Below are 17560 nucleotides of genomic sequence, written 5' to 3'. Positions count from 1 at the left end.
AAATAATGGAGCTACATATTCTACTTCCGTTTAAGATATTTCTGAAAATCTCAGATGTGCAGCGCATAGTAGTAGATACCAACGCTGGTTCTTATGGGTTTTTACCGCAAAGGTTAGATTGTGTAGCTGCTTTGGTACCTGGTATTTTAACCTATGAAACAAAAAATGGACAAGAACACTTTATAGCATTGGATGAAGGTATTCTAACAAAGCGAGACGGTTATGTGGAGGTATCTGTAAGAAATGCTATAGCCGGGGCAGACCTAGGTCAACTTAGAAACGCGGTAGCGAACCAATTCGTGAATTTAGATGAAGAGGAAAGAGATATGCGAAAGGCTGTTGCCAAATTAGAAAGTGAATTTATTCATGGTATTAAAAAACTTCATCAATAATGAATAAGACTAGCGATAATAAAAAAAGTAGCTTTTTAGATGAAGTAGATAATAAAGAACGGCAAATGTTATATGCCAGAAATGAAGAGAAAAGAAGTGAATGGAGAGGATTTGGAACTTTTGGTATGGTGGGTTGGTCTGTTGCAGTACCAACCGTATTTGGAGCCGTATTAGGGGTTTGGTTAGATAAAGATTATCCGCAGACTTTTTCCTGGACGCTAACCTTATTAATAGGCGGTTTATTTATTGGTTGCGCACTTGCTTGGCAATGGATAGATAAAGAAAATAAATCAATGCACGAACATAAAAATAAAAAGAATGAATGATTTACTTATGACTTTATTGGTACTGTTAGGTGGCTCGTGCCTAGGACTCCTATTTTTTGGAGGACTATGGTTTACTTCAAAGAAAATGCTTGATTCAAAAAATCCTGCACTTTGGTATATAGGGAGTTTGTTTATACGAGTAGGCATTACGCTATTGGGCTTTTATTATATGGGTCAGCATAGTTTAAAGTATATGCTGATTTGTCTCTTAGGCTTTATAATAGCTCGGTTTGTTGTTGTTCGTATGACCAAAATAAAAGAGATGAAACCTATAACAATAGACAAACAATAGTAAGATGGAACTTAGTCCAGACGAAACAATATTTTGGCAGAATGGTTTTATAACCATCAATCTAACATTGGTAACCACTTGGGTATTGATGCTGGTGTTGGTTCTTACAGCTGTTCTAATAACCAGAAAACTACAAACAGGTTTAAAAATATCACGATGGCAATGCATTTTAGAAATGCTTGTAACGGGTATGAACCAACAGATAAAAGAAGTGGGTTTAAAGAAATCAGAGAAATTCCTTGGTTTTATAGGCACTTTGTTCATTTTTATTGCTTTTGCCAATTTGTGTATCATTTTCCCTGGTTATGAACCGCCTACAAGTTCGTTATCAACAACGGCAGCTTTGGCGCTATGTGTTTTTCTTGCAACACCCATTTTTGGTATAGCAGAGAATGGTGTTTTACAATATTTAAAAACATTTATAGAGCCAACATTCATCATGCTACCTTTTAATATCATTAGCGAAATATCACGAACGTTGGCATTGGCTGTTCGTCTCTTTGGTAATATTATGAGTGGTGGTTTGATTGTCACTATTCTCTTAAGTATTGCCCCTTTGTTTTTTCCGGTGTTAATGACCGTATTAGGATTAATTACAGGAATTATACAGGCGTACATCTTTAGCATTTTAGCAACAGTTTATATCGCTGCGGCAACCGAAGAATCAGACAAGAAGAAGTTACGGCGAAAGAATAAGGCTAAAAAAATAATAGTAGAATAAACTTAATAAGAAGGTAATCTCAATTCAAAATTTAAAATAAAAACTATAAAATTTAATACTATGGATAATACTACAATAATAGCAATGGTATCAATCATTACTGCCGGCTTAACCACAGGAATTGGCTGTATGATACCGGCTCTAGGTCAAGGTAAATCTATTTCTACCGCCTTAAGTTCTATGGCGCAGCAACCAGATGCAAGTCAGACTGTAACCCGTACTTTGTTTGTGGGTTTGGCTATGTTAGAATCTTTGGCAATCTATTGTTTTGTGATTTCAATGATTTTAATTTTTGCCAATCCGTTCTGGAACCATTTCATCGCATAATACTACAAACATGAAAATCGACTGGTTTACCGTAATAGCTCAAATCATCAATTTTGTGGTGTTGATGTGGTTATTGAAAAAATTTCTTTATCGACCCATTTTATCTGCAATAGATGAACGGGAATCGAATATTAAGAAACAACTTTTAGCTGCTGAATCTCAAAAGAAAGAAGCAGACCAAGCTAAAGATGAATTCAACCATAAAAACGAAATTTTCAATAAAGAGAAAGATGTATTAATGCAAAAGGCAGCTGATGAAGCTAAAGCAGAAGCAGATAGATTAAAAGCTAGTGCTAGAGATGAAGCTAACAAGCTTAAAAATAGTTTAGAAAAAGCATTTGCCGAGGATCAAGCTATTAAAAATGACAACATGACTAAAAGGTTAAAAGGTGAAGTTCTTGACATTGCAAGAAAAACATTGAAAGACCTTTCATCCGTTAGCTTAGAAGATCAGACTGTTGCTGTTTTTTTAAAACGATTAAATGGTCTAAAAGCTGATGAAAAAACAAAATTTTCAGAAGCTTTAAGAGGTGGTAAAGCTATACTGGTTCAAAGTGCCTTTGCTTTATCTGGGGAACAACGAGCTCTCGTAAAAAAAGCGATAAGTAGCTTGCTGAAACCCGATAGTATTTTTGAATTTAAAATACAACCAGAGCTTATTAACGGTATTGAAATTTTAACAAATGGTTACAAATTGTCTTGGAGCGTTGCAGAATATTTAGGGTCGTTTGCAGAAGATGTTGAAGTAGCGACCAAATAAAATTATATAATATGGGTGTAACGGACTACAAAAGCTTATTAGATGATACGTTCAATGAGCTTGCTAAAAATAGAACCGATCATGAGTTTAAATTAGCCCCAAAAGAAGTGGGTCGGGTTACCAGTGTTTCAGCTGGTGTGGTCAAAGTATCAGGTTTACCCAATGTTGGGTATGAGGAGTTATTGAAATTTCCTGGTAATTTATATGGTATTGCTTTTAGTATTGAAGAAGAGGAAATTGGTGCTATTCTTTTAGGTGAAGATTCAGATTTAAATGCGGGTGACCTTGTAGAACGTACCAATAGGGTTATGGATGTTCCTGTGGGTAAATCCCTTATAGGTAGGGTAATAGGTCCTTTAGGAGAACCAATGGACGAAAAAGGGGCTATTGCTTATGATAAAAGATTGCCCATAGAACGAAATGCTACTCCAATTATGGATCGTTCTGGGGTAAGCATGCCGCTACAAACCGGTATTAAGGTTATAGATGCACTCATACCCATAGGCAGGGGACAACGAGAATTAATTTTAGGGGATAGACAAACAGGTAAAACTGCAATTGCAATAGATACTATCGTTAATCAAAAAGATAAAGATGTTATCTGTGTCTATTGTGCTATAGGGCAACGAGCTTCTGCGGTTGCAAAGGTAGTTGCAGATTTAAAAGAAAATGGGGCAATGGCATATACCGTTGTTATGGTTACAGAAGGTAATAATAGTCCTGGGTTACAATATATAGCTCCTTATGCAGCAACTAGTATCGCTGAATATTTTATGGAAATGGGTAAAGATGTGCTCATTGTATATGATGATTTAACAAACCATGCTAGAGCATATAGAGAACTATCCCTTTTATTAAAAAGACCACCTGGAAGAGAGGCATTCCCCGGAGATATATTTTATATACATTCTAGATTATTAGAACGTTCTACTCATTTAAGTGAAGAGCTCGGCGGTGGGTCATTGACTGCTCTACCTATAATAGAGACCGAAGCGCAGAACATGTCGGCATATATTCCCACTAATTTAATTTCAATTACCGACGGTCAAATTTATTTATCGCCCAAACAATTTGACCTAGGTATTTTACCTGCTGTTGAGGTAGGTAAATCTGTTTCTCGTGTTGGTGGTAAAGCGCAATTATCGGCTTATCAATCTATAGCAGGTGTTTTGAAACTTGGATTTTCACAGTTCGAAGAATTAGAAACTTTTGCCCGTTTTGGTTCTCATTTAGATGAGGAAACAAAAAAGGTTATTGAGCATGGTAAGCGTATTCGTGAAATTTTAAAGCAGAATGAACTTCAACCTTTATCTGTTGCAGAACAAATAGGTGTTCTTTTAGCATTAACAAACGGATTCTTTGATGACATAACAATAGAAAACATGAGTAAAGCTGAAAAGGCGGTTATTAAAAGTATAGCCACTTTACCAGATACTATTCATAAATCTTTGTATACCGATAGAGGTTTAGATGATGCAGCTATAAAACTTGTTTTAAAGACTACAGCGGCTGCACTCAAAGAATTTCAATAAGCATTGTAATCAAATAAATATGTAACTATGGATTCGTTAGAAAGCTTAACAAGACAAATTACCGGAGCCAAAGATCTGAATTCTATAGTGCGTACTATGAAGGCAATGGCTGCGGCCAATATTGGTCAATATGAAATGGCAATGGAGTCTTTAGGTCATTATTGGAATAATGTTTCTTTAGGTTTAGTAGCCTATTTAAAACATGTTAGATTAGATAATCAGCAGAATAGCAGAATCGCCAATACTAATAAAAGTGAAAAATCTATTTGCGCAATTGTTTTTGGATCAGATCAAGGGTTTGTTGGGCAGTTTAATGATGCGCTTTCGCAATATGTTCAAGATTATTTATCTACTCATGAGGGTACATTAGAAATTTGGACCGTAGGCGTTCGGGTTCCTTTATTATTAAAAGATATGGGGATGTTGGTGACCAAGGAGTTTAAACTTCCAAATTCTATTAATGCCATTACTTCTCTTATAGGTTCAATTCTAGTAGAAGTAGAAAAAAATCGTGGAAGCGGAAGTATAGATGAATACTTTCTTTTTCATAACCACTTGATTAATGAAGGTTCTTATGATCAACAGAAATTACGTCTGTTTCCGCTAGATGAAAAATGGATTCAAGAAAAGTCTCAGTTAAAATGGCCTACCAAAAAACAGCCAGAAGTAATAGGAGATGTTGGTGTACTTATACATCGTTTAATACGAGAGTATCTTTTTGTTACACTTTATAAAACCTGCACAGAATCATTAGCTAGCGAAAATTTAAGTAGGTTAAATGCTATGCAACGTGCAGAGAAAAATATAGAAGAATTATTAGAAGAGATAGGGCATACCTACCACAGATTACGACAAAGCTCTATTGATGAAGAACTTTTTGATGTTGTTTCTGGATTTACGGCTTTAAAGAAAGACGAATACTAAAATCTTAGGTTAAGTTTAAATAAAAAGCCTATCGTAAGTTACGATAGCCTTTTTGTTTGCATTTACGGCTTTATGCTTAACTAAGTATATACTATTGATGATACCTGTGAAAAGTCAACTCTGTCAAATTTTTTAATCCTTTTTATTAAAGATGTATAGGGAAAGGGCTAAAGTAGCAAAGGTTAATCCAGAGACCTTTAACAGGTCAGGTAAAATATCTTTTATGCCACTACCTTTAGTTATTACCAAGTGAATCATACGAGAATAATAGGCTTGAGGGTTTAATTCGGCCATTGCCTTACCCCATGTAGGCATATTATCTATAGGAGTTATAAAGTCACCAAAAATCACAAATATCATTATGATGAAAAAAGTAAAAAACATGGCTTGTTGTTGCGTATTTGATATTACCGAAATTAAAACTCCCACCGCTAAAAGTAGAAACATTACAACACCCGATAAAAAGAATACTAGCCAAAGGCTACCTACTACAGGTACGTGAAATACAACTCTACTTAGAATTAAACCAATACCCAAGAGTACAATATTAATAATCCAAACCGGAATGATTTTCCCCATTATAAAATGAGTTTTCCGCATTGGGGTTACATTCAACTGCTCCATTGTGCCAATTTCTTTTTCCTTTACAATATTCATTCCTGATAATAGAATGGTAATCATTACAACCATGGCAACGCACATCGCAGGTACCATTATATATTGGCTAATAAGTGCTCTATTATACCAGTAAGAATATGGAATACTAATGGTTGATGCTTTATTGGTGGTGCTTTTTGAGCCCCACTTTATTGCCACATCTTTATTTACTGCACCTATAATTTCACTTGAGTAAGCATAGGTAAGGCTGGCGGTAATAGCATCAATGGCATTGGTGACCAATTGCACTTTACTGCTATGTTCTTTAAGTAGTTTTTTTTCGAAATTTGGAGGAAAATGTACAATCAAATTAATGTTCTTATACTCCATTACTTTAAAAGCTTCATCCATAGTTAAAGAAGCCCCTCGGATATCAAAGAAATCTGAACCCTCCATTTTAGAAATGATTTCTCTAGAAGTAGACGATAAATCTTCATCTACAACATACACACTTGCATAGTTAATGTCACCACCCGCAGTACCTAATAACAATACTTGTATAAAAGGTTGAGACAAAATAATGAGTACCAACAGAGGATTTCTGAAAATCTGAATAAATTCTTTGACAATAATGAAGCTTATGATACGCATTGGTCTGTATTTTAACTGTTAATTGTTATTGGAGTCTGGGTTTAAAACGTATTACACTCCAGAAATAAAATACCATTACCATTATCACAAGTATGGTAGTCTCAAATAAAAGATTATCTGCTTTAGCACCTTGAAGTAATATACCCTTACTTATAATGTTGAACCAAGTTGAAGGCAATAATTTGCCCATCCATTGTAATACTACTGGCAGACTGTCTGTAGGGAAGGTCATTCCCGACAGTACTTCTGTAGGTAACATTAATAAGGTCATCGTAATCATCATAGCAGTAAGCTGAGAATTTGCGAAAGTTGATATCAATAATCCTAAGGCAAGAGCTGTAAGAATGTAGAGAACGGTATTCAATATCAAAAGTCCCATACTACCAGATACCGGTACTTCAAATACATATTTTGCCGCCCAAATTATAGATAAGGCGCTTATGAATGAAGTGACTAGGTAGGGCACTATTTTCGCGAACATTATAAGAAAACGATTAATGGGTGTACTTAATAATAGCTCTAGAGTTCCTAATTCTTTTTCTTTAGTAATTGAAAGTGAGGTCATTAGTGCGCCTACCAATAAAATAACGGTTGACATAATACCAGGTACCGTCATATACCTACCATTAAGATTTTTATTATACATCATACGCACTGTTGGTATAATATAATAACCGGCGGCGCTAGGCGGGTTTTTACTGGCGATATGTTTATTGATTATAATCTTACCATAAGAGATTAGGCTAGGGGAGGTCAAAATTTTAGAACCATCGGCAATTAATTGTATTTGAGCATGACCCTCATGGTGAAGTTTATAACCAAAGTCTTTATCAAAAACAAAGGCCATACGAATGGTACCTTTTTTAAATTCTTCATCAATCTCATCAGAAGTATCTAGGTATTTTACCAACTTAAAAAATTCTGAAGTGCTAATTAAATTGATGAGTTCTTTTGAATCGTGATCTTTGGCATGATCTACAATAGCAATATTGGCATCTTTAATTTCCATGGTCATTACAGAACCAAATAGTAAAACCAAGACAATAGGTATGCCCAATAGCATTGTTAAGGAACGCCAATCTCTTAAAATATGGAGAAACTCTTTACGAACAAGTCCTTTGAATATTTTGAAATTTTTCATTTTGCTCTTTTATATCTTCAATGATCTAAAACAATTTAGCTTTAAGTAATCGCATGTTCTTTTTCATAACCTTTTGCTAAATGGAGAAATACTTCTGCCATTGTCTCTAGTTTATACTCATTTTTTAAATTTTGTGGCGTATCTACTTTAATCATTTGTCCGGCTACCATCATAGATATTCGATGGCAATATTCAGCTTCATCCATATTATGGGTAGTTACTAATACGGTTACACCGCCTTCTGCGGTTTCATAAATCATTTCCCAAAACTGTCTTCTTATAGAAGGGTCAACACCACTAGTTGGTTCGTCCAAAAAAACTACATCAGGTTTATGCATTAAAGCAGTACAGAATGCCAATTTTTGTTTCCAGCCCAAGGGTAATGAGCTTACACGTTCTTCTTCAATATGTTCCATTTTAAAATGGGTCAGCAGCTCTTTAGTGCGATTTTTAATTTCTTTATTGGAAAGTCCATAGATTCCTCCAAAAAAACGCATGTTTTCTTTTGCTGTTAAATCATCATACAATGAGAATTTTTGACTCATATAACCGATATGTTTTTTAAGCTTTCTGGAGTTTTTAAAAATATCATATCCTGCTACTTCACCTTTGCCACTAGTAGGTTCTAAAACACCAATGAGCATTCGCATTGCTGTAGTCTTACCAGCACCGTTAGCCCCCAGAAACCCGAATATTTCCCCTTTTTTTACATTGAAAGAAATTTTGTCTACCGCCACAAAATCATCGAATTTTTTGGTCAGATTTTCTACATAAATGCTAAATGCTGTTTCAGGCTGGCTCATAACTTTTGTTTTTAGAGGTAAGTGACATGTAGCAATCTTCCACGGTTGCTTTTATTTGTTTTATTTCTACATTGACTGTATCATTATTCTCCAAATAAGATTTTATTTCTGTAGGATCAATCGTATCACGTTGGTCTGTATAATGAACCCAATCTCCAAATGGATAAACAGAGTTGGCGTGCTCATAGGTCTTTAGCTTTTTAATGATTTTAAAAGAATTGCCAGAGCGTATAGCATACAACGGTTTTTCAAAATCAGCTATGAGTCCTTCTGGGCTGTTCGTAGCCAGTATTTTACCATGGTCCATTAATGAAATTCGGTCGCAAAGAAGTGCTTCTTCCATATAAGCAGTAGAAACCAAAATGGTTATCTTTTCTTTCTTTAAGCTTTGAAGCATATTCCAAAGTTCTTGTCTGGAAACGGGATCTACACCTCGGGTAGGTTCATCTAAAAACAAGACTTTAGGCTTGTGAATTAAAGCGCACGAAAGTGCTAATTTTTGTTTCATTCCGCCAGATAGCTTACCCGCTCTTCTTTTTTTAAAAGGTTCTATTTGTTGGTAAATACCTTTGATGAGGTCATAGTTTTCTTCTAACGTAGTCCCAAAAATAGAGGCATAGAAATTTAGATTTTCTTCAACAGTCAAATCTTGATACAATGAAAATTTACCTGGCATATAGCCAATTTGTCGCCGTATATTTTGGTACTGCTTTACAACATCCATACCTTCTATTTCGGCTTTACCGCCATTAGCCAATAATAAAGTGCCCAGAATCTTTATCAGACTTGTTTTTCCAGCACCATCAGGACCAATTAGCCCAAACAATTCGCCTTTTTCTACTTTTAGAGAAACTGCGTCTAAAGCTTTGACCTTGCCATAATGCATTACAATATTATCTGCCGAAATTGATGTCATCTTTACCTATTAGTGGTTATATTTATTTTTCTTCATCAGACGAGTTACTCGTGAAGTTAATTTCGCCCGGCATACCAATTTTTAGATAGCCATCATTTTGCACCAATACTTTAACCGCATACACCATATCTACCCTTTCGTCTTTGGTTTGGACAATTTTAGGAGTAAACTCAGCCTCGGATGCTATCCACTTTATTGTTCCTTTTAAAGCACGGTTTTCCTTTTTAGTGTCATCGATCAATACTTCAACTTCTTGCCCAATTTTTATATGAGAAAGTTGATCACCGCTTACATAAACTTTGAGTGTAATTTCATCTAGTCCGGCAATCTTATACAGAGGGGTTCCATAGCCCGCCAACTCCATTTCTTCTGAATATTTGGTAAGTACCGTTCCAGAAATAGGGTTCATGATTAGACTTTTGTTTATTTGATCATTGATCTGGTCTATTTGTCTTTCTATGGGTTCTATTTGGCTTAGAATACCTCTATTATTGGTTTCTAACTTTTTTCTGGCAGCTTCTATCTCACGGTCCACTACCTCAATGTTTCCATTTATATTGTCCAATTCTTTTTGGGTAGCAGCCTCGTCTTTCAACATATGTTCTACTCTTCGTTGTTCACGTATAATATTGTTTTTCTGTTCCCTATAAATATTCAATTGACTTTGTACGTCTATGGTCTGTGCAGATACAGCATTTATACTAGCTATCAACTGTTGCTTTTTAAGTGATAGCTGCATAGTATCTATATACCCTACAATTGTACCCGCTTGTATTTGCTCCCCTTCTTTGACATTAAAAGCAAGAATTTTACCTTGACCTTCTGAGCCAACAATAACTTCATCAGCTTCAAAATTGCCATATGCATCAGATAACTTTTCGCCAGAGCAACCAATGAGTCCGAAGCTTAAAATGATAACGGCTATAAAATATTTCATTTTCATATTTATTTAATTGTTATAAATTTCCTTTAGTGGTCAGATAATTAATTTCTGATTGTATTTTTTGAATACCGTGTATTTGAAGATTCAATTGTGCTTCTGTTCTTTTGTTTATTTCTATGATGTAATCTGTTGAGGTAATAACACCGTTTTGAAATTGCGAATAACTCTTTTGAACAATATCTTCTTGTAGCTCTAGTATCTTTTTATCTTTTTCAATGAGTTGTTTGTAGGTTTCTATACTGGATTGATCTCGAATAGCTGCTATTTTTATTTTCTTTTCAAAATCTTCTTTTTTGCTTGACAGAATATCTTTATTAATTTCAAGTACTTTCTTTTTTCTGGATGTTTGTTTCCAATCCCAAAAATTCCATTTCAATCGTGCTCCAACAACATAATATTCAGTAGCGTCTACTTCAAAATAATTTAATGGATTAGGACTCCCAATACCCAACTGAGCAATACCAGATAGATTGGGTAAAACTTGTGCGTTTAATACTTTTTTTTGAGATTCAAGATTGTCTTTCATTAAATCAAAGTATTGCTGTTCTGGTCTATTGATATCTTGGGCGAGATCTTGTTCAGCTATTAACGGGAGTCTAAATTTGGTGTCTGGGGCTATGGGTTCTCCAATCCAATCACTTAACATATCAATTACTGCTTTCCGCCCTAGCTGTACTTCTAGAATTTGCTGTTGAATTCGTAAAATTTGCTGCTTAAGAATGTTGGCGTTACTTTTTAACATAGCACCGTTTTCAACCAAAGACATTAATTTCTGCAGTTGTTTTTGCAATTCATCAACTACCGTTGAAAGTAGCTTTTCGTTTTCTTGATATACTAAGGCATTAAAATAAAGCGTATTTATCATTCCTTTTATCTCAAACAAGTCAACCTCCATACCCTTTATATTGGCAGCCATTTGTGCTTTTTGCATTTTTTTGGCATTCTTTATATAACCACCATCATAGATTTTTTGAGATACATCTAAGGATAGTGTGTATTGGTTTTGAGGTATTTCTGCGATATCTAAACCAGCAATATCAATTCCTATATCCAAAACATCTGACAAGTAATTATACTCACCATTTAACCGTGATTGTGGAAGGTTAAAACTATTTAAATTTTTGATGCTCATAGAAGCTTCTGCTTCATATAGTAATTCTTGTTTTTTAATAGGACTAATAGATCTAGCTCTGTCTTGGCAGTAGTCTAATTCTAAAGTTTGAGCGTAGCTCCAACTTACAGGTAAGAGCAGTATAACCAATAAAATTATAGAACAATGTTTCATTTTATATAGACTTTTATGATGTGATGTCTTTACCGAAGACAATCTTAATTCTACACAAAACTAGCTTGTTAGCTCCACCTCCTTTATGATTCAGGTCATGTAGCTGTAGATTATCGTAAAAAAATAAATTGCGTGACTTTTATCAAATAAATACATAGCATTAGCTCCGTACTTATTTATTTCTATATCTATTTAGAAGTGTTTTGATACTAAAGAAAAGTGTGTGAAAGTGATTTTTAAAAAAAAAACCCAACATGTGAATGTAAAGATGGTACTTAGAACTTCACTTGTTGGGTGAACTATTTAATATATGTGTAATCAGTTAGTACGAACTAGAGTACTTTTTTTTAGACTTAAATATTCAGTTTAATGAAATTGCATTCCACCATCAATAATCAAAGTTTGACCAGTCATATAATTTGAATTTGGACCCGCTAAGAAAGACACACCTGCAGCTACATCTTCTGGTTCTGATAATCTGCCCAATGTTACATTTTTAGCGAAAGTTTCCATACCCCATTCGTCAGATTTGCCAGCTGCTTGACCCACGTCATGTGCTATGCCGAACATCATAGGAGTTTTTACAATGCCAGGCGCGTAGGCATTAGATGTAATTGCGTCTTTTGCTAAATCGCGAGCAGCAACTTGGGTTATTCCCCTTATGGCAAACTTGGTTCCACAGTATAGTGCTAAGCCCGGGTTACCTACTACACCTGCTTGAGAGGTGGCATTTATAATTTTTCCTCCGTGACCTAATTCTTTAAATTTCTTTTGGGCAGCCTGAATTCCCCATAGCACACCGGCTACATTAATTCTGTAAACCTTATCAAACTGCTCTGGAGTTATAGTGTCAATTGGTGTAATAGGACCTACGCCTGCATTGTTCACAATAACATCAAAACCACCTAACTTAGCAGCTGTTTCTTCCACAGCTGAGAATACGCTCTCACGGTCTGCAACATCTACTTGAACGGCAATTGCGCTACCACCTTCTTCATTAATTGCCTTGGCAACTTTAGCAGCATTTATTTCGTTTAAATCAGCAACGGATATTGAGAATCCGTCTTTTGCCAACCTCTTACAAATAGCTTCCCCAATTCCTTGTCCGCCACCAGTAATCATTGCGACTTTATTTGATTTTGCACTCATTATGATTTTTTAAATTGTTATTATTTCTAATTCTGATAATTATATAATCAATAAGTAGATTATATATACTATGCCGAAACAAGATTATATCTCGCGACGTTTACCTGTAACTTTTTCAATATTTATTTTATAAACTATAGGTGTGCCTCTTGCATACGATTTGCTTGAAAATTCATTGATAAACTCAATATTTTTATTTTCCTTTCTACGGATAATTGCCTTTATGCCTTCTGTAAATTGATGTAGCTTTTCTTTAGCAGTACTACCTTCTAATTCTTCAAAAGTTCCATGAACAAGGGCAGATTCCCAATTTACCATTGATTGTATTTGTTCTACAACCATAGAAACATCTTTGTTTTTTCGCATGGCATTAATTTTATGACCTTCAGCAGTATAGCTAATTATGCTATTGTCTTCAGCATCGAAAAAATAGGTTATGGGAATTACGTAGGGTTTACCATCTGCTATATATGCTAAATGACCATTATAATTTTCTCTGAGAATACTAGTGCTTTCGCTAACTGATATATCTGTCATAATTCTGATTTGTTATAAATATGAATTCTAATAACTAGTGTTATGTATTATTAATAATATGTCTCTTCTTATGTAGTAAAGGAGTACGTTCTATTTCCAGCGATATTCTGATCGACCATTAAGTTCGTGCTCTATTTCAAGTAGTCTATTGTATTTAGCTACACGTTCTCCTCTACAAGCTGATCCTGCCTTTAAATGTCCGCCATCCATTGCCACGGCAAAATCTGATAAAAAAGTATCTTCGGTTTCACCAGATCGGTGAGAGAGAAAGTAGCGCCATCCTGCTTCACGGCACATGCGTACGGCTTCTATGGTTTCTGTAACCGACCCAATCTGGTTTAATTTAATAAGCGCTGAATTGGCAGACTTTTCACTGATTCCTCTGCTGATATATTTTCTGTTGGTAACAAAAATATCATCACCGACCACTTCTATTTTATCTCCGAATTTTTTGGTGAATTTTGAAAAACCTTCCCAATCACCTTCAGAAAGAGGGTCTTCCCAAGAGATGATCGGGTATTTATTAATCCATTCGCCAGACAGATCAATTAATTGATCTGTTGTCATTTTACCGGCACCAGACTTTGTAAGATTGTATTTGTTGTCTAGGTTAGGTGAAAAAGAATTTGCAGCACTATCAATAGCAATAGATAAGTGGATACCAGGCTGATAACCTGCTTGTTCTATCGCTTCGATAATAAATTCTATAGCACTTTCATTGCTAGCACAATTAGGTGCAAATCCGCCTTCATCACCAACACTGGTGGTAAGACCTTTTCCTTTTAATATTTTTTTTAGCACGTGAAATGTTTCCGCAACATAACGGAGTCCTTCTTTAAAATTTGGAGCACCATGCGGTACTAACATAAATTCTTGAAAATCTACGCTGTTATCTGCATGTTCGCCACCATTAAGAATGTTCATGCATGGCACTGGTATGCGTACAGTATTAGAACCACCCAAATAACGATAAAGAGGAAGATTAGATGATATAGCTGCCGCTTTTGCAACTGCCATAGAAACACCCAAAATAGCATTGGCACCAAGCCTAGATTTATTTTCGGTGCCATCTAGTTCAATCATGGTGTAGTCAATGTTTTTTTGATAAACGGCATCCATTCCCTTTAGGGCAGTAGCTATTTTTGTATTTACATTATCTACTGCTTTTTGCACCCCTTTTCTTTGGTAGCGCTTTTCATTATCACGTAATTCTAAAGCTTCATTTTGACCAGTAGATGCACCTGATGGTACCGAGGCAGAAGCCTTGGTACCATCTTCTAATGTTACATATGCTTTTAAAGTAGGATTGCCCCGAGAGTCTAATATCTCTAAAGCTGAAATAGATGTGATTTTTGAATTCATTTTATTGAATTTATAATATTGTATTATTCCTTTTACATTAAAGAAAATCATTAAAATCAATAGTGGAGCGTACTTAATTCTAACCCATTGTTGTTTTAAGAGTATGAAGGTATGGTGGTATTCAAAAATGATATATGATACAAATCATGAAAGTTTAAATTTTAAACCTCGCTAGTTTTCTACCTCTTTTAGATTTTTTGCTTTTTGCTTTTCTTGTTTTTTGAAAAATCCGCGGGTCAAGAAATTATGTTTAAGAGCTTCCATATTTTCATTGAATTTTAAGATGCCTTCATCAACATTCTTCATTGAATTTTGAAGCTGGTTAACTAAAGTAGTATCTGTAGATAAATAATTAATGGCGCCATCACCATTATTAATATTGCCGATTACAGCATTAAGATTTTTAGTTGTTTTTTCAATTTCAATAGAAGAGTTTTCAAGATTTATGAGAACGTTTTTTATTTTTCTACCTGAGAGCGAGTCGCCAAATAAAGTAGCTGCTACACTTTCTTTATTATCTAAATGTTTTACAAGATCATCTAGTTTTTTCATCGTTTTTTGAGCATTGTAGGTGGTATTTTTTAGGTTAATTACCGTTTGGTTTAAATTATGTCCTAATACGGTGTCATTTAATAAACGACCTACAGTACCTTTTCCTTCATTTATTGAACGTGTTATGTTTAATAGTTGGGCTGTAAATACTGCTGCATTTTCGTTTGTGACGTTCAATGTATTCATCATGTCAGAAGTAGCGACATTACTAAATGACTTAATTTCATCATTAGGTTTTACATATGCGGCTTCGCCAATACCAGGTACAATATTGATGATCATACTGCCAACTAAACCATCTGATCCTATATTTGCGACAGAATTATTTTTAATATGCTTCTGCATTTTGTTGTCAATTAACATACCTACTTGTATCGTAGTGTCATTAATCATTTCTATGTCTTTTACCGTGCCAATGTTTATGCCTGCATAACGTACATTATTACCGTTTTGCAGTCCCCTTACATTATTAAATGTTGCATTGATGGTAAAGGTATTGCCAAACATATTTTGCTTGTTGCCAATTAAATAAATGACAAGTATCGACAAGACCGATCCGATAAGAACAAAAACGCCTAATCTTAATTTTTCAGATGCTGATTTTTCCATAATTTATTTTTTAAAAAAAGCTTCTACCTTCGGGTCTGATGATTGTATTAAATCAGTGTATTTGCCTTCAATGTAGTTTATACCGTCTACGAGTAAAATCATTCGATCAGATATGACTCGTGCACAATCAACATCGTGAGTGATAATTAATGAAGATGTGCCATATTTTACCTGTATATTTCGCATTAATTCAATGATTTCTTTAGATGTAATTGGGTCTAGACCCGTGGTAGGTTCATCATAAAGAATAATTTTAGGTTTTAGAATTAATGTACGCGCCAAAGCAATTCTACGTTGCATACCGCCAGATAGTTCTTGAGGCATAAGATTCATAGTATGTACTAGACCAACACTTTCAAGTGCATCGGTTACTAATGCGGTAGTGTCTTTTATTTTACCGAATTTTTCTCTGTGACGTCGCATGGGAAATTCTAGATTTTCTCGTACGGTCATAGAATCATAAAGTGCACTCCCTTGAAATAAAAAACCAATATCTGACCGAAGTTTATCTAAAGCCTCTCGATCTAATTTGTCTATTTCTTTTCCTAAAACAGAAATATACCCACTGTCTGCTTGCATTAAACCGACTAGACATTTTATCATTACCGATTTTCCAGAACCAGATTTACCCATGACTACAAGATTCTCACCTTTGTATAGTTTCATATGAAATCCGTTCAGCACAGTATTGTCACCAAAAGTTTTATATAGATCTTTAATCTCTATAATGATTTCTTTATGATCATTAGATTTTTCTTCTGCGTGTATGTTATTTTCAACTTTCATTATGCATCAAAAAATATGTTAGATATAAATACCGCCACAAAATCTATTAAGAATAAAAGTAGAGAGGTCATTACTACTGCCGTATTTGCAGCTACGCCAACACCTGCAGTTCCTTTTTTACTGTAATAACCCTTAAAGCAACCAACTATGCCAATTGCAAAACCAAAGAAGAAAGTTTTTATTAGTGCCGGTATAATATCTGAATAAGACAAAACATCGAATACGGTATTAAAATAGAGTTGAAATGAAACATTACCTTTTATATTTTCAATTAATGCAGAACCAAAAAGGGCAACAGCATCACTTAATATTACCAATAACGGAATCATTAATATTGATGCCATAACCCTTGTGACTACTAAATATTTAAAGGGATTGGTGCCAGAAACTTCCATAGCATCAATCTGTTCGGTTACTCGCATAGAACCTAATTCTGCTCCAATACCAGAAGAAATACGCCCTGCGCAAACCAGAGCTGTTATCACAGGTCCTAACTCACGTACTATTGAGATACCGACCATATTAGGCATCCAAGAAACGGCACCAAATTGAAGCATTGTCGGTCGTGATTGTAAATCTAAAACCAATCCAATTATAAAGCCTGTAACCAAAACTAAGGTTAATGATCGATACCCAATTTGATAACACTGCCTAACAAATTCATTAAATTCAAAAGGCGGTCGAAACGCTTCTTTGAAGAAACGACTAGAGAAATAAGAGAGATCTCCTAATTCGATAAGTGATTGCTTTATATTTTTTGGAATCTTGAGTTTCACTTTTTTGAATTTGTAACTATATACAAGTTCAAAAGTATGCGCTCTACCGCACACTAAGAATGACTTGCGTCATCTGTACTTCAACTGAATATTATTTGCCTTTGCTGATTTGGGTCATACAAAAGGCTGTGCGAGCTGATTAATATTGTAATAACATATTTAATAGTATGCACTTTAGA

The 17560-nt window shown here is 34.8% G+C and carries 20 protein-coding genes; 8 read left to right on the top strand and 12 right to left on the bottom strand.

What is annotated here, in order from left to right; genetic code table 11:
• The first annotated feature begins 5 nt into the window (after positions 1 to 5).
• Genes ACJJVT_RS09620 through ACJJVT_RS09585 form a run of 8 tightly spaced genes read left to right on the top strand, consistent with a single transcriptional unit; the run spans position 6 to position 5274 of the window.
• Positions 6 to 392 (top strand): F0F1 ATP synthase subunit epsilon, encoded by a 387-nt coding sequence (locus tag ACJJVT_RS09620; RefSeq protein ID WP_405398224.1) that lies wholly within the window; start codon positions 6 to 8, stop codon positions 390 to 392.
• The gene (locus ACJJVT_RS09615) at positions 392 to 718 is read left to right on the top strand and encodes an AtpZ/AtpI family protein (RefSeq protein WP_405398222.1); all 327 of its coding nucleotides are present in this window, start codon (positions 392 to 394) and stop codon (positions 716 to 718) included. The genes ACJJVT_RS09620 and ACJJVT_RS09615 overlap by 1 nt, the downstream gene beginning before the upstream one ends.
• Positions 711 to 1010 carry an ATP synthase subunit I gene (locus tag ACJJVT_RS09610; RefSeq protein WP_405398219.1) on the top strand — a complete coding sequence of 100 codons (300 nt, stop codon included), beginning with the start codon at positions 711 to 713 and terminating at the stop codon, positions 1008 to 1010. Before ACJJVT_RS09615 ends, ACJJVT_RS09610 begins: the two co-directional genes overlap by 8 nt.
• Positions 1011 to 1014: 4 nt before the next feature.
• A complete protein-coding gene (locus tag ACJJVT_RS09605) occupies positions 1015 to 1731 on the top strand; it encodes a F0F1 ATP synthase subunit A (RefSeq protein WP_405398218.1) in 717 nt (238 codons plus the stop codon).
• Between the two features lie 60 nt (positions 1732 to 1791).
• Entirely contained in the window at positions 1792 to 2058 is a 267-nt protein-coding gene (locus ACJJVT_RS09600) for a F0F1 ATP synthase subunit C (RefSeq protein WP_165748493.1), read from the top strand.
• 10 nt (positions 2059 to 2068) lie between these two features.
• Positions 2069 to 2818, top strand: a complete 750-nt coding sequence (locus tag ACJJVT_RS09595) for a hypothetical protein (RefSeq protein WP_405398216.1) — start codon at positions 2069 to 2071, stop codon at positions 2816 to 2818.
• An 11-nt stretch (positions 2819 to 2829) separates the two neighbouring features.
• Positions 2830 to 4350, top strand: a complete 1521-nt coding sequence (locus ACJJVT_RS09590; RefSeq protein ID WP_405398214.1) for an alternate F1F0 ATPase, F1 subunit alpha — start codon at positions 2830 to 2832, stop codon at positions 4348 to 4350.
• Between the two features lie 27 nt (positions 4351 to 4377).
• Entirely contained in the window at positions 4378 to 5274 is an 897-nt protein-coding gene (locus tag ACJJVT_RS09585) for a F0F1 ATP synthase subunit gamma (protein WP_405398213.1), read from the top strand.
• Between the two features lie 132 nt (positions 5275 to 5406).
• Here ACJJVT_RS09585 and ACJJVT_RS09580 read toward each other — a convergent pair whose 3' ends face one another.
• The 12 genes from ACJJVT_RS09580 to ACJJVT_RS09525 form a co-directional block, all read right to left on the bottom strand.
• Positions 5407 to 6522 (bottom strand): ABC transporter permease, encoded by a 1116-nt coding sequence (locus ACJJVT_RS09580; protein WP_405398212.1) that lies wholly within the window; start codon positions 6520 to 6522, stop codon positions 5407 to 5409.
• A gap of 25 nt (positions 6523 to 6547) precedes the next feature.
• Complete coding sequence (locus ACJJVT_RS09575) at positions 6548 to 7663, bottom strand: ABC transporter permease (protein ID WP_405398210.1); 1116 nt, start codon at positions 7661 to 7663, stop codon at positions 6548 to 6550.
• 41 nt (positions 7664 to 7704) lie between these two features.
• Positions 7705 to 8466, bottom strand: coding sequence for an ABC transporter ATP-binding protein (locus tag ACJJVT_RS09570; protein ID WP_405398209.1), 762 nt, complete (start codon positions 8464 to 8466; stop codon positions 7705 to 7707).
• A complete protein-coding gene (locus ACJJVT_RS09565; RefSeq protein ID WP_405398208.1) occupies positions 8453 to 9382 on the bottom strand; it encodes an ABC transporter ATP-binding protein in 930 nt (309 codons plus the stop codon). Before ACJJVT_RS09565 ends, ACJJVT_RS09570 begins: the two co-directional genes overlap by 14 nt.
• A gap of 22 nt (positions 9383 to 9404) precedes the next feature.
• Positions 9405 to 10319 (bottom strand): HlyD family secretion protein, encoded by a 915-nt coding sequence (locus tag ACJJVT_RS09560; protein ID WP_405398206.1) that lies wholly within the window; start codon positions 10317 to 10319, stop codon positions 9405 to 9407.
• Between the two features lie 19 nt (positions 10320 to 10338).
• Positions 10339 to 11610, bottom strand: a complete 1272-nt coding sequence (locus ACJJVT_RS09555) for a TolC family protein (RefSeq protein WP_405398205.1) — start codon at positions 11608 to 11610, stop codon at positions 10339 to 10341.
• A 366-nt stretch (positions 11611 to 11976) separates the two neighbouring features.
• Positions 11977 to 12759 carry a (S)-acetoin forming diacetyl reductase gene (locus tag ACJJVT_RS09550; protein WP_405398204.1) on the bottom strand — a complete coding sequence of 261 codons (783 nt, stop codon included), beginning with the start codon at positions 12757 to 12759 and terminating at the stop codon, positions 11977 to 11979.
• A gap of 84 nt (positions 12760 to 12843) precedes the next feature.
• On the bottom strand, positions 12844 to 13296 hold the full coding sequence (locus ACJJVT_RS09545; RefSeq protein WP_405398202.1) for a pyridoxamine 5'-phosphate oxidase family protein: 453 nt from the start codon (positions 13294 to 13296) through the stop codon (positions 12844 to 12846).
• Between the two features lie 90 nt (positions 13297 to 13386).
• On the bottom strand, positions 13387 to 14658 hold the full coding sequence (gene eno, locus ACJJVT_RS09540; protein ID WP_405398201.1) for a phosphopyruvate hydratase: 1272 nt from the start codon (positions 14656 to 14658) through the stop codon (positions 13387 to 13389).
• Between the two features lie 171 nt (positions 14659 to 14829).
• Complete coding sequence (locus ACJJVT_RS09535) at positions 14830 to 15819, bottom strand: MlaD family protein (protein WP_405398200.1); 990 nt, start codon at positions 15817 to 15819, stop codon at positions 14830 to 14832.
• Between the two features lie 3 nt (positions 15820 to 15822).
• Positions 15823 to 16605 (bottom strand): ABC transporter ATP-binding protein, encoded by a 783-nt coding sequence (locus ACJJVT_RS09530; RefSeq protein ID WP_405398199.1) that lies wholly within the window; start codon positions 16603 to 16605, stop codon positions 15823 to 15825.
• Positions 16605 to 17381, bottom strand: coding sequence for an MlaE family ABC transporter permease (locus tag ACJJVT_RS09525; RefSeq protein ID WP_405398198.1), 777 nt, complete (start codon positions 17379 to 17381; stop codon positions 16605 to 16607). Before ACJJVT_RS09525 ends, ACJJVT_RS09530 begins: the two co-directional genes overlap by 1 nt.
• Positions 17382 to 17560: the final 179 nt, after the last annotated feature.

Source organism: Maribacter sp. Asnod2-G09 (genome assembly GCF_045063795.1).
Taxonomy (GTDB): domain Bacteria; phylum Bacteroidota; class Bacteroidia; order Flavobacteriales; family Flavobacteriaceae; genus Maribacter.
Note: the sequence above shows the minus strand (reverse complement) of the source record. Positions and strands in the feature narration are given on the sequence as shown.

What these genes read in the sequence shown, in the direction of transcription:
- ACJJVT_RS09570 (WP_405398209.1), bottom strand. Translation starts at nt 8,466, where the DNA reads ATGAGCCAGCCTGAAACAGCATTTAGCATTTATGTAGAAAATCTGACC.
- ACJJVT_RS09580 (WP_405398212.1), bottom strand. Translation starts at nt 6,522, where the DNA reads ATGCGTATCATAAGCTTCATTATTGTCAAAGAATTTATTCAGATTTTC.
- ACJJVT_RS09620 (WP_405398224.1), top strand. Translation starts at nt 6, where the DNA reads ATGGAGCTACATATTCTACTTCCGTTTAAGATATTTCTGAAAATCTCA.
- ACJJVT_RS09600 (WP_165748493.1), top strand. Translation starts at nt 1,792, where the DNA reads ATGGATAATACTACAATAATAGCAATGGTATCAATCATTACTGCCGGC.
- ACJJVT_RS09560 (WP_405398206.1), bottom strand. Translation starts at nt 10,319, where the DNA reads ATGAAATATTTTATAGCCGTTATCATTTTAAGCTTCGGACTCATTGGT.
- ACJJVT_RS09545 (WP_405398202.1), bottom strand. Translation starts at nt 13,296, where the DNA reads ATGACAGATATATCAGTTAGCGAAAGCACTAGTATTCTCAGAGAAAAT.
- ACJJVT_RS09550 (WP_405398204.1), bottom strand. Translation starts at nt 12,759, where the DNA reads ATGAGTGCAAAATCAAATAAAGTCGCAATGATTACTGGTGGCGGACAA.
- ACJJVT_RS09590 (WP_405398214.1), top strand. Translation starts at nt 2,830, where the DNA reads ATGGGTGTAACGGACTACAAAAGCTTATTAGATGATACGTTCAATGAG.
- ACJJVT_RS09575 (WP_405398210.1), bottom strand. Translation starts at nt 7,663, where the DNA reads ATGAAAAATTTCAAAATATTCAAAGGACTTGTTCGTAAAGAGTTTCTC.
- ACJJVT_RS09535 (WP_405398200.1), bottom strand. Translation starts at nt 15,819, where the DNA reads ATGGAAAAATCAGCATCTGAAAAATTAAGATTAGGCGTTTTTGTTCTT.
- ACJJVT_RS09595 (WP_405398216.1), top strand. Translation starts at nt 2,069, where the DNA reads ATGAAAATCGACTGGTTTACCGTAATAGCTCAAATCATCAATTTTGTG.
- ACJJVT_RS09605 (WP_405398218.1), top strand. Translation starts at nt 1,015, where the DNA reads ATGGAACTTAGTCCAGACGAAACAATATTTTGGCAGAATGGTTTTATA.
- ACJJVT_RS09565 (WP_405398208.1), bottom strand. Translation starts at nt 9,382, where the DNA reads ATGACATCAATTTCGGCAGATAATATTGTAATGCATTATGGCAAGGTC.
- ACJJVT_RS09610 (WP_405398219.1), top strand. Translation starts at nt 711, where the DNA reads ATGAATGATTTACTTATGACTTTATTGGTACTGTTAGGTGGCTCGTGC.
- eno (WP_405398201.1), bottom strand. Translation starts at nt 14,658, where the DNA reads ATGAATTCAAAAATCACATCTATTTCAGCTTTAGAGATATTAGACTCT.
- ACJJVT_RS09615 (WP_405398222.1), top strand. Translation starts at nt 392, where the DNA reads ATGAATAAGACTAGCGATAATAAAAAAAGTAGCTTTTTAGATGAAGTA.
- ACJJVT_RS09585 (WP_405398213.1), top strand. Translation starts at nt 4,378, where the DNA reads ATGGATTCGTTAGAAAGCTTAACAAGACAAATTACCGGAGCCAAAGAT.
- ACJJVT_RS09530 (WP_405398199.1), bottom strand. Translation starts at nt 16,605, where the DNA reads ATGAAAGTTGAAAATAACATACACGCAGAAGAAAAATCTAATGATCAT.
- ACJJVT_RS09555 (WP_405398205.1), bottom strand. Translation starts at nt 11,610, where the DNA reads ATGAAACATTGTTCTATAATTTTATTGGTTATACTGCTCTTACCTGTA.